Below are 11,614 nucleotides of genomic sequence, written 5' to 3'. Positions count from 1 at the left end.
CGCAGTGAAACGTTTCAATCATCGCTTCATCATCGAGGGGCGACACATGGCCAAGGATTGGAACCGCCGCGTCTTCCTGCGCGGCTCCGCCGTCGGAGCGGGCGCCACCGTCGCACTCGGGTCCGGGGGCGCCCGCACCGCCTCCGCGACACCCGGGGCGAGCGCCGGCACTCCGCGCGAGGGTGGGCTGCGCATCGACCGCACGACCGTCGAGTACGCCGAGACGCTTCTCGGTACCGAGGTCGAACACCCCAGACTCACCTGGGAGTTGACCGCTCCCGGACGGGGCGCGCGACAGTCCGCGTACCGGGTGCGGGTGGCGCTCGCCGAGAAGGACCTGCGCGAGGGACGGCACCTGGTCTGGGACTCGGGGCGTGTCGAGTCGGACCGCAGCGTCGGCATCGCCTACGCGGGGCCCGCGCTGCGCCCCCGTACCCGCTACCACTGGCAGGTCAGGGCGTGGGACGGCGAAGGCCGCCCGACGGCGTGGAGCGCCCCGCGCTGGTGGGAGACGACATTGCCGAAGGACGGCTGGCAGGGGTGCTGGATCGGGGCGGCGGCCCTGCCCGAGCCGCCCGGCTTCGACGGGGCGTCCTGGATCTGGTCGCCCGGCTCGACCACCGGCTCCGCCCCCGTCGGGCCCCGTTGGTTCCGTACCGCGACCACCCTCCCCACCGGCAGCGAGGTGCGCGGGGCGAGGCTGGTGGCCACGGCCGACGACGACTTCACGCTCTACGTCGACGGACAGCAGGTCCTGCATCAGCCCCAGCAGACGGACGCCTGGCGCACCGGACATCTCGCCGACGTCACCGAGCAGGTACGCGGGGTTAGCGGCGGGCGGATCGTGGTCGCCGCCGTCGCGACCAACCGCGACAACGGCTCCGCCAATCCGGGCGGGCTCCTGCTGCGCATGATCGTGGAGACCACGTCCGGCGACACGGTCGAGCTCGTCACCGGTGACGGCTGGCGCTGCGTCGACGGAGAGCAACAGGGCTGGCAGCGACCCGACTTCGACGACACGGGTTGGTCGGGGGCCGCCGTTCTCGCGCCCTGGGGACAGGGCCCCTGGGGCACCGGCGTGTCCATCGGCGTCCCCGAACAGCCCGCTCCCCTGCTGCGCCGGACGTTCAGCGTCCCGAAGGACGTCGTGCGCGCCCGGCTCCACATCAGCGGACTCGCGTACTACGAGGCCGAGATCAACGGCGTCCGCGTCGGCCGTCAGGTCCTCGACCCCGGCTTCACCGACTACGAGGAGACGGTGCTCTACGCGGTGCACGACGTCACGGACCACGTCCGGCGCGGTGCCAACGCGATCGGGGTCACGCTCGGACGCGGCTTCTTCGGCCTGACCACACCCACCGCGTGGAACTGGAACCGAGCGCCCTGGCACGGCGAACCCCGGCTGCTGGCGCAGTTGGAGATCGACCACCCGGACGGCTCGCGCACCACCGTCGCCACCGACGGCACCTGGCGGATCACCGACGGACCGACACTCTCCAACTCGCTGTACGCGGGCGAGACCTACGACGCCCGCAAGGCACCCCTGGGCTGGACGCGCGCCGGATTCGACGACCGCTCCTGGCAGGAGGCCCAGCGACAGACGGCGCCCAAGGGCACCCTGCGCGCTCAGGAGCACGACCCGATCGAGGTGGCTGAAACCGTACGCCCGGTGGACATCAGTGAGTTGAGCCAGGGCGTGTACGTCGTCGACATGGGGCGGACACTCGCGGGCTGGACCCGGCTGACCGTGCGTGCCGAGGCGGGGACGACCGTCCGGCTGGCCCACGGGGAACGACTGAACGCCGACGGCGGTGTGATCGCCCGCAACGACCTGGTGCCGGGCCGCTGCCAGACGGACGAGTACGTGTGTGCGGGCGGCGGTACGGACGAGGTGTGGGAGCCCAAGTTCTCGTACAAGGGCTTCCGTTACGTGCAGGTCAGCGGGCTGCCCGCGAAGCCGGGGCCCGAGCAGGTGCTCGGCCGGGTCGTGCACACACGGGTGGCGTCGACGAGCACGTTCGCCTGCTCCGAACCGTTCTACGAGCAGCTGGACCGGGCGATGCGCCGCACCGTCCTCAACAACCTCCACGGCATACCGACGGACACTCCCGTGTACGAGAAGAACGGCTGGACCGGCGACGCACAGCTCGGCGCGCCCGTGATGGCGTACGCCTTCGGTGTGCACCGCTTCCTGACGAAGTGGCTGGGCGACCTGAGGGACAGTCAGAACGCCAAAGGGCAGCTGCCGGTGATCGTGCCGAGCGGTGGCTGGGGCTACCACGATCTGGCCCCCGCTCCCGAGTGGACGACGGTGTACCCCTTCCTGCTGCGGGAGATGTACCGCGTGTACGGAGACGAGCGGCTCGCCCGTGACCACTGGGCGCCGCTCACCCGCTACCTGGACTGGGAGATCGGGCGCCTCCAGGACGGCCTCGCGGTGACAGCGCTCGGCGACTGGCTGCCACCGGGATACGGCGGCAACCCGCCCGAGGACACCCGCCTGACCGCCACCGCCTATCTGCACCGCGCGCTCACCGGCACCGCGGAACTCGCCGATCTGCTGCACGACACCGAGGCGGCGGACCGCTACCGCGAGGCGGCCGCCGCGCTGAAGGAGGCCTTCAACGCGGCGTTCCTCGGTCCGGAGGGCCACTACCGCACGGCGAAGGACCCCGACTACCGCCAGACCAGCAACTGCGTCCCGCTGGCCTTCGGGCTCGTCCCGCCCGGCGCCCGGGCGAGCGTGGTCGACTCGCTCCTCGCCGACATCTCACGGCGCGGCAACCACCTCGACACGGGGGCCCTCGGCACCAGCGTGCTGCTGCGTGAGCTCTCGGCCCAGGGGCATCCCGAGGTGGCCCGCGCCCTCGCCACCCAGCGCACCTACCCCGGCTGGGGGTACTGGTTCGACAACGGCGCCGACACCATGTGGGAGATGTGGCCGCTCGACTCCCGCTCCCGGGACCACTACTTCCTTGGCACCGTGGTGCAGTGGCTCTACGAGAACGTGGCGGGCCTGCGCCCCGGCGACGCCGGCTACCGCACCTTCACGGTCCGCCCGGACGGCCGTACGGGCGTGAACTGGGCCCGTACCTCGGTGCACACGGTGCGCGGCCGGGCGGCGGCCGCGTGGTCCGTCGTGGACGGGACGACCCGGCTGTCGGTGGGGGTGCCGGTCGGGGCGACGGCGGAGGTGCATGTACCGGCGGCCGGTCGGTCGGCCGTCACGTCGCCGGACGGAGCCAAGTGGGTACGTTCGGAGCCTGGATTCGTCGTATACGCGGTACCGCACGGGAGTTGGGAGTTCGTGGCGCGTGTCTAGGGTCTGTCCAGGCATGCCACGGGCCGGGGCGGAGGGGTTGTGCGGGCCGTGTCAGAGGGTTGCGCAGGGGGTGTGGGGGCCTGTCGGACCGCCGCCATAATGCCGAGATGATCAACCCCTCCCCCACATCCGCGCCGACGCCGCGCGTCCCCGTCGTCATCATCGGTGCCGGACCGGCCGGGCTCACCGTCGCCAACATCCTTCGGGCCGCGTCCGTCGACTGTGTGGTCCTGGAGACCGAGAGCCGGGAGTTCGTCGAACAGCGGCCCCGCGCCGGATTCATCGAGGAGTGGGCGGTGCGGGCACTGCGCCGACGGGGGCTGGCCGACCGGCTGGTGGAGCGGGCGCAGGCGCACAGCGAGTGCGAGTTCCGCATCGACGGCGAGCGGCACCGCTTCCGGTACGCCGCGCTGTCCGGGGACCGGCACTTCGTCTATCCGCAGCCGCTGCTGGTGACGGACCTGGTGCGCGAGTACGCCGATGTGAAGGGCGGCGACATCCGTTTCGGGGTGCGGGACGTGGCCCTGCACGACATCGACGGCGACCGGCCCGCGGTGCTCTACACCGATCCGGGGACGGGTGAGCGCCGGCGGATCGACTGTGAGATCGTCGCCGGCTGCGACGGCGCGCGCGGAGTGACCCGCACCCATGTGACCCCGGACCGGGGCACGGTGGCCCGGTTCGACTACGGGGTCGGCTGGCTGGCGCTGCTCGCCGAGGCGCCGCCGTCCAGCGACTGCGTCGTCTTCGGTGTCCACCCGCGTGGGTTCGGCGCCCATATGGCCCGCAGCCCCGAGGTCACCCGGTACTACCTGGAGGTGGCACCCGGCGAGAACCCGGAGAACTGGTCGCACGACCGCGTCTGGTCCGAGCTGCACGCCAGACTGTCGGCCGCCGGAGCGCCTCCGCTCACCGAGGGTCCGCTGATCGAGAAGCGGGTCCTCGACATGCACAGCTACGTCGTGGAGCCGATGACGTACGGGCGGCTGTTCCTGGCGGGCGACTCCGCGCACCTCGTCGCGCCGATCGCCGCGAAGGGCATGAACCTCGCGCTGCACGACGCCCTGTTGCTGGCCGACGCGCTCGTCGCCTACTACCTCAGGGGGGAGACCGGCGGACTGCGCGGCTACTCGGCGGCTTGTCTGCGGCGAGTGTGGGAGTACCAGGAATTCTCGCAGTGGCTCGCGGAGTTGCTGCACGGACCGTCCTCGGACGATCCCTTCCGGGCCGGTTCTGCGAGAGCCCGCCTGCGCCGGATCCTCGGCTCACCCGCGGCGGCGGCCACCTTCGCCGAGTCGTACATCGGCAAGGACACCGGTCCGACGGCACCGTGAGAGGAACCGCTGTGCGGATGGGGCCTGAATTTTTTCGCACGCGTGCGCTACGCGCAAAGAATTCCGGAAAAACGGGCCCCTGGTATCGCCTTCCGTTGAACACACAACGTCACATCCGCCGTACAACCGGGAAAGGTGAGAATCCGGTGCGCAGCGAGGGATGACCATGGTCAAGGTGCAAGTCTCCACGGATGAGTTGGTCGCCGGAAGATACCGACTGCGGGAGGCCGTCCACCACGAGGAGGGGCGCGACGCCTGGCACGGTCAGGACGTCGAGTCCGAGCGGCCGGTCACCCTGACGCGCTCCCGCCTCCCGGCGCATCTCCGTGAGGAGGCGGAGCTGCGCACCGCCGTCCGGATCACCCGGGAGTCCGAGGCCCTGGGACTGGTCTGCCCCGGGCGGGTGCCCGTCGTGGTCGACGTCGTCGAGGACAACGAATTCCTGTGGACGGTCACCGCACGGCCGGAGGGCGTTCCGCTGGGCGCGCTCCTCGGGCACGGCCCGGTGGACTACGTGCGGGCGGCCCGGATCGGGCTCGGTGTCCTCGACGTCCTGGGCACGGCCCATCGGGAGGGGATCACACACGGCGACCTCAGTCCCGGCCAGGTGTGGGTGGAGGAGCATGGCGGGGTCACGGTGGCCGGCTTCGGGCTGATGGGAACCACCGCGTCGCCGCGCGTGACGGCACCGTCGTACGCCTCTCCCGAGCAGGCCCGTGGGGAGGGCGGTGGACCGGCCACGGATCTGTGGGCGCTGGGCGCGATCATGTACGAGATGGTCGAGGGCCGACCGGCCATCCGGGACCGGGGCGGCCTCGAAGCGACGTTGCGCGCCGTGGAACGGCTGCCCATCCGGGCCCCGTTGGGCGCCGGGCCGCTCAGTCCGGCCATTCAGGGACTCCTGCGCAGGGATCCCGTGGAACGGGTGCCCGAGTCGGTCGTACGGGAGGCGCTCACGCGCATCCTCAAGGCGGAACACGACGAGGACTCGATGCCCACCGAGACCCTGCCGATCTTCCGGGACCTCGGCACCCCGCCCACGGGGCGGGTGTGGGGCAAGCGGCCCCTCAGCCGCCCGGTGCTGCTGGGCGGGGCGCTGGCCGTGACGGCCGTCTGCTTCGCCGGGCTCACCGCGGCGGGCGGACTGTCCGAGCGCGGCACGTCCGCGTCCGGCGCCGCGCCTTCCCCCACGGTTTCCGCCAAGCCGTCGCCCACGCCGAGCGCCGCGCCCAGCAGTACCGTCCCCCAGCAGGCCCCGTCGGCGTCCGCCTCCCCTTCTCCTTCCTCGTCCGGTTCCGCCTCCCCTTCGCCGTCCCACACCGTCACCCAGGATCCGCCGGCCGGCTTCTTCCGTTACACCGCGCCCCAGGGCTTCTCCGTCGAGCTGCCCAAGGGCTGGAAGCCGGTGCGGACCGAGAGTTCCGCCGACGGCTCCTATCGGGTCACGCTCGGCGCGAGCGGGGACCCACGCACGCTGGTCGTCACCCACAGCACCCAGCTCGCCTCGGACCCCGTCGCGGTCTGGCGCGAGGTGGACGCCTCGCTGCGCGACGATTCCATCGCCTACGAGCGGCTGGGTGACATCCGCGCCGTCACTTACCAGGGCTACCAGGGGGCCGACATGGAGTGGCTGTCGACGACCGGCGGCGTCCGTGAGCGCACGTTCGGGCGTGGGTTCCTCATCAGCGACCACGAGGGCTTCTCGCTGCGGTGGACGACCCCCGCCGCCGACTGGGACACCACCGCCAACCGAGCCGCCCAGGCCACGTTCCTGCGGACCTTCAAGGGCACATCACGGTGAGGGACTACGTCTTCGACGCACAGCAGACCGTGCGGATCGCGCGCCGGCATCGGCCGGCGACCTCTACCCGCCCGCGGCGCGCGGCTGAGCCCCGTACGGCGGTACGTGCGGCGGGTGGAGCCGCCGCCTCGACGCGGTGCCCGCCTCGTGAACGGGGCCGGGCCCCGCCGCGCAGGTCGAGGATCGAGGGTCGAGCCGGGTTGACGCGCGTCAATGGCCCTTGGCAGCCGGTCTTCTTTGGGAGAGCCAGACCGCGACCGCCTCGGAGATGGGCTGGCCGGTCTCCAGTTCGATGAAGCCGAACTGGCCGCCCTGGTTGCCCTCCAGGAACCACCAGACGCCGTCCTCGTCCTCGGCGAAGTCGAAGGCGGCGTACGCGAGTCCGGTGAACGCCGTGTACTCCTGGACCGAGCGGGAGATACGGCCCGGCACCGGGGTGGGCTCCCAGCCGTGTCCGGTGTCGCCGAAGCGCCCGTCGACCTGCCCGGCCTCGGCGACCTTCCGTGCGGCGAACAGCTGGTTCCCGATACAGGTGAGCCGGATGTCGGCCCGCTTGGGGATGTACTGCTGAAGCAGCGCGGGACCGGCCGCGACGCCGGAGAAGTCCGCGTCGGGGCCGATCAGCGTGGTCGGCAGGGCCACCGGGGGTTCGCCGGGCGGCGGCCCGGAGGCGGACTTCACCACCACCTGCCGGTACTCCTCCACGAACTGCTGGGCCACCCGTGGTGCGGTGGTGATCACGGTCGGCGGCACCGCGAACCCGCTGCTGTGGGCCACCCTCAGCTGCCAGGGCTTGTGCCGGGCCTGCTCGGCCCGGCGCGGGTGGTTCATCCAGCGGGTGGAGGCGGAGTAGAGCATGCCGAACAGGGCCTGCCTGGTCTCCGCGGTGAGCCACGGCGAGGGCTCCGCCGCGTGCGCCGCGGGTTCACCCGGCCGGCGTACCCACACGGAGCGCAGGCCACCCATGCTGAGGACATGGCCGTTGACCGAGAGGTAGCCGTCGAAGTCGCCGTGCGCGTAGTCCGCGGACAGCACCGCCTTGCCCGGCAGGTCGGCCGGGTCCAGGCGCACCATGGGCACGCCCTGCTCGTGCAGCCTGGCCACGACCATGTCGGCGGTGACGTCCTGCTCCGCCGTGAGTATGAGTACCGTCATGTGAGTGCGGGACCGTCAGTCGTCGAAGTGCGTCTGAGAACCGGCGGTCGAGGTGGTCGTGCCGGTGGCCATGAGGAGAGCATGGTCACTGACGGCCGGGCGGCCGTCCGGCAGCACGTTCAGCTGCAGGGACACGTCGAAGTGGTACGGGGGTATTGCGGCCGAATGCCCTGTGGGCAAGGCGTAGTTGAGGGTGAACGGTCGCACGAAGGATCCTCCCGCCATCTCACGATGTTCTGCACCCTCCCCTACGTGTCACGACCGTAAGGAATTCATCACTTTCCGCCACATCGGGGTGAAGGGCATCACATCGCGTCGTTTCAGGCTTGCTAGTTTCCGTATTGCACGTGTGTGTGCTTGGTTGTCTGCTTGGCCCAGGCCGAAAGCTTCGGCCAAGGCTTCATTCTCTGTAATCTAGACGTCGTCTCACCCAGGAGAGTTCCCGGTGACCGCAGTTCTCGATCCGAGTGCCCAATCCGCCCCGATCCAGGGCGTGTTGGACCCCATCTCGTGTGACGCACGCGACTTCGGGGCCTATGCGCGAACCGGCGGCTGGACCTTCGCCCTGAAGGTGGCGCGCAGTGTGCGCCCCGGCGGCCAGTCCGCCGACGAGACGCCGAAGGTGTCCGCGAGGGAGTTCGCCGAGCTGGCCGGTTGCTCCCCCGAACGGGTGATGCGCTACTACAAGGCCTGGGACAGGGCCGCCGACGACGGTCTCGTACCACACTTCGAAATCCTCGTCCCGGGCCAGGACATCGACCTGCCGGACGCCGAGGTGTGGCAGACGTACTACGTCTCCCGTTCCAGCGCCTCCTCCGAGCGCGGCAGCGCCATCACCGAGGCCGCCGAGGCCGAGGGCATCCGCCCCACCAAGGCCCTGGAGGTCGCCGAGAACCCCACCGCGCTGCGGGCCGCCATCCTGGCCGACCCCTCCACGGCCCAGGCGGCCCGGGCCGCGCTCCTCGACCGGGTGAAGGAGGACCCGGCGCTGCAGGCCGAGCTGGCCCGTGACATCGCCCGCACCGACGAGCTGAAGAAGGCCGTCGCCACCGAGACCAGGGCGGCCGACCGCATCGGCTACGTCCGCCAGATCGCGGAGAAGGGCCAGATCAGGACACCGGCCGGACAGACCCTCGACGCCCCGGCCGAACTCCGCTCCGAGGCCGAGCGCCACCTCTCCCTCCTCGACGAGCTGGACGAGGGCGAGGACACCGGCGAGTGGGCGACCGAGGCGTACGACACCATGAAGAACCTCGTCGTCGAGACCGTCGAGGCGGACCCCGAACTGCGCGTCCAGGAGCGTCGCACGAAGTTCTACAGCAGCCTGCAGAAGGCCACGAAGGTCTTCGAGGAGCTGACCTTCGACGACGCCGACGACATCTACGAGGACGACATGGTGCAGCGCCTGGAGGAGCTCCAGCAGGCGATCGGCTCCTGCATCACGGCGCTTCGGAGCGCGGCTCCCGGGCAGTGAGCCGTGCCGGTGGCCTCCCGGGAACGGCCTGTCCCCGGGAGACCACCGGGTTCACCGCGGCAGACCTGCCGGGTCGGTCGCCCACTGGGTGTTGGGCTGTCCGGCGAGCCGGAAGGCGATCCTGCCGCCCTTGGTCGTCAGGCCGGCATCCGTCCAGGAGCGTTGCGTGGGGCGCCCGTTGACCCGTACGGCGTCGATGTACGGGTGCGCGGCGTCCGCGCCGGGTGCGGCGATGGTGAGGTCGGCGCCGCCCGGACGGTCCACGACCGCGCTCGGGAAGAGCGGGGCGCCCAGCAGCATCGAGGCGCTGCCCGGGGTCTGGGGATACAGGCCGAGGGCGGAGAAGACGTACCAGGCGGACATGGTGCCCAGGTCGTCGTTGCCCGGTAGCCCCGAAGGCCCGGTCCCGTACACGGTGTCGAGGATCTGCCGCACCGTGGCCTGCGTCTTCCAGGGCTGTCCGAGGGCGTTGTACAGCCAGGGCGCGTGGATGCCGGGTTCGTTGGTCGGGTCGTAGCGCAGCGGGTCGCCGCCGCGCACCGACCAAGAGCCGTCCGCCGCGTGGAAGAACCCGTCGAGGCGGGCGGCGGCCTTCTCCCGGCCGCCCATCGCGGCCGCCAGACCCTGGACGTCCTGCGGCACCATCCAGGTGTACGTGGCGCTGGTGCCCTGGGCGAAGCCGAGGTCGCTGCCCGGGTTGAACGGGCCCACCCAGGAGCCGTCGAGCCTGCGGGCCTGGATGTAGCCGGCGTCGGGGGTGGCGGCGGGGTTGAAGACATTGCGCCAGTAGGCGCCGCGCTCGGCGAACACGGTGGCCTCCTGGTCACGGCCGATCAGCTTCGCCCACCGCGCGAGTGCGGAGTCGGCGACCGCGTCCTCAAGGGTCTCGGCGGCGCCTCCCCAGCAGTGGCAGACGTCCTGCGCGGCGTAGTGCGAGGTCAAGTACTGGGCGAGATTGGGGCGTTGGCCCACGCACTGTCCGGGGCAGCCCGCGTCCGAGAGGCCGTCGGCGTTCGGCACGGTGGCCTGACGGACCAGCGAGTCGAAGGCTCCCTCGTAGTCGAAGTTGCGCACGCCCATGGCGTAGAAGGTGGCCAGGGTGGCCGCCGAGGGATCGCCGGTCATGACGTGGGTGGCACCGCTGATGTGCACCCAGCGGTCCCAGACCCCGTTGTTCTGCTGCGCGAAGTTGTAGAGGGACTGGGCGAAGTCGCCCGCGATCCTCGGCTTGAGCAGGGCGAGCAGTTGTATCTGGGCGCGGTACTGGTCCCAGCCGGAGAAGTTGCTGTACTGCGCGCGCTGACCACGGGCGAGGCGGTGCACCGAGCCGTCCATGCCGTAGTAGCGGCCGTCCGCGTCGCTGATCAGGTCGGGCTGCATCAGCGCGTGGTAGAGCGCGGTGTAGAAGGTGGTGCGCTGGGCGGACGTGCCGCCCCCGACGCGTACGGTGCTCAGTTCACGGTCCCAGGCGCGGGCACCCGCGTCGGCCACCTGGGCGACGCTCGCGTGCGACGGGATCTCTCCGCGGAGGTTGGCCTCGGCGCCGCCGGGACTGACGTACGAGATCCCGATCCGCATGTGGACATCGTTGTCAGAGCTGGTGTCGAACCCGACGTATCCGCCGGAACCGCGGCCCGCGCGGGCTGCCCCGGTGGCGTACCCCTCGCCTCCCGAGGCGGAGGTCGAACCCGCCGACAGCGTGCCGTCCTTCCACGTACCGAAGTCGGAGAAGGCACGGTCGAAGGAGGCGCTGAAGTAGAGCTTGTAGTAGCTCTTGCGGTTGTTCGTGCCGCCGTTGGCGCGGCGTCCACAGAAGGCGCCGGTGAGGACCCAGCCGGTCACCTTGCGGTGCGCGGCGTCGATGTCGGCGTGCGCGTCCTCGCTGCCGTTGAGGGAGTTGGAGACGCGGAACAGCAGGTTGGCGGGACGGTCGCTCGGGAAGCTGAAGTCGGCGACACCGGCGCGCCGGCTGACGGCCAGGTCGGCGGTGGCGCCCGTCTTGAGACCGAGGGTGTAGCGACCGGGTACGGCCTTCTCGTCGGCGTGCGTGAAGTCGGCGGCGTAGACCGCGTCCTTGGTGTCCGCGGACGGCGAGGAGGTCACGTCACCGACGAACGGCATGATCGGTACGTCACCGGCGGCGCCCGGGTTGCAGCCGGCGCCGTTGACATGGGTGAGGCTCAGACCGCGGATGCGGGTGGTGTCGTACTGGTAGCCGTTGGCGGCCCCCGTGCTGGTCTGATCGCCGGTGGTACTGGTCGGGGACCAGGCGATCATCCCGTACGGGAGGGTGGCGCCGGGGTAGGTGTTGCCGCCGTTCGCCGATCCGATCAGCGGGTCCACGGCGGAGACCGGCCGCTGGGGCGGGAGGCTGGCCGCGTCCACGGGGCCGGGAAGGGCCAGGACGACCGCCGTGGTCACGGCCACGGCGGCGGACCTGCTTGCGGTGCGACTGGCGAACTGTCTTGCTGTGCGCAGCCATTGGGGGCGCATACGTGGTGTCGCCTTCCGTCGGACGAGGAGGTGCG

At 71.2% G+C, this 11,614-nt stretch carries 7 protein-coding genes; 4 read left to right on the top strand and 3 right to left on the bottom strand.

Annotated elements, in window-relative coordinates; translation table 11 throughout:
* Positions 1-46 precede the first annotated feature (46 nt).
* The 3 genes from OG568_RS44915 (at position 47) to OG568_RS44905 (ending at position 6,457) form a co-directional block, all read left to right on the top strand.
* The gene (locus OG568_RS44915; RefSeq protein WP_329535745.1) at positions 47-3,322 is read left to right on the top strand and encodes a family 78 glycoside hydrolase catalytic domain; all 3,276 of its coding nucleotides are present in this window, start codon (positions 47-49) and stop codon (positions 3,320-3,322) included.
* A gap of 107 nt (positions 3,323-3,429) precedes the next feature.
* Complete coding sequence (locus OG568_RS44910; protein WP_329535744.1) at positions 3,430-4,656, top strand: 4-hydroxybenzoate 3-monooxygenase; 1,227 nt, start codon at positions 3,430-3,432, stop codon at positions 4,654-4,656.
* 166 nt (positions 4,657-4,822) lie between these two features.
* Complete coding sequence (locus OG568_RS44905; protein ID WP_329535743.1) at positions 4,823-6,457, top strand: serine/threonine protein kinase; 1,635 nt, start codon at positions 4,823-4,825, stop codon at positions 6,455-6,457.
* A gap of 210 nt (positions 6,458-6,667) precedes the next feature.
* Here OG568_RS44905 and tgmB read toward each other — a convergent pair whose 3' ends face one another.
* Both tgmB and tgmA read right to left on the bottom strand, forming a co-directional pair.
* The gene (gene tgmB / locus OG568_RS44900; RefSeq protein ID WP_266418391.1) at positions 6,668-7,612 is read right to left on the bottom strand and encodes an ATP-grasp ribosomal peptide maturase; all 945 of its coding nucleotides are present in this window, start codon (positions 7,610-7,612) and stop codon (positions 6,668-6,670) included.
* Positions 7,613-7,627: 15 nt separating this feature from the next.
* Positions 7,628-7,819 (bottom strand): putative ATP-grasp-modified RiPP, encoded by a 192-nt coding sequence (gene tgmA / locus OG568_RS44895; protein ID WP_060896220.1) that lies wholly within the window; start codon positions 7,817-7,819, stop codon positions 7,628-7,630.
* A 238-nt stretch (positions 7,820-8,057) separates the two neighbouring features.
* Here tgmA and OG568_RS44890 point away from each other — a divergent pair, with 238 nt between their 5' ends.
* Positions 8,058-9,086 carry a hypothetical protein gene (locus OG568_RS44890; protein ID WP_329535742.1) on the top strand — a complete coding sequence of 343 codons (1,029 nt, stop codon included), beginning with the start codon at positions 8,058-8,060 and terminating at the stop codon, positions 9,084-9,086.
* A gap of 51 nt (positions 9,087-9,137) precedes the next feature.
* Here OG568_RS44890 and OG568_RS44885 read toward each other — a convergent pair whose 3' ends face one another.
* A complete protein-coding gene (locus OG568_RS44885) occupies positions 9,138-11,579 on the bottom strand; it encodes a GH92 family glycosyl hydrolase (RefSeq protein WP_329535741.1) in 2,442 nt (813 codons plus the stop codon).
* Positions 11,580-11,614 lie beyond the last annotated feature (35 nt).

The organism is Streptomyces sp. NBC_01450, assembly GCF_036227505.1.
Lineage (GTDB): Bacteria > Actinomycetota > Actinomycetes > Streptomycetales > Streptomycetaceae > Streptomyces.
The sequence above is the reverse complement of the archived record's forward strand: the minus strand, read 5'-3'. Positions and strand labels throughout refer to the sequence as shown.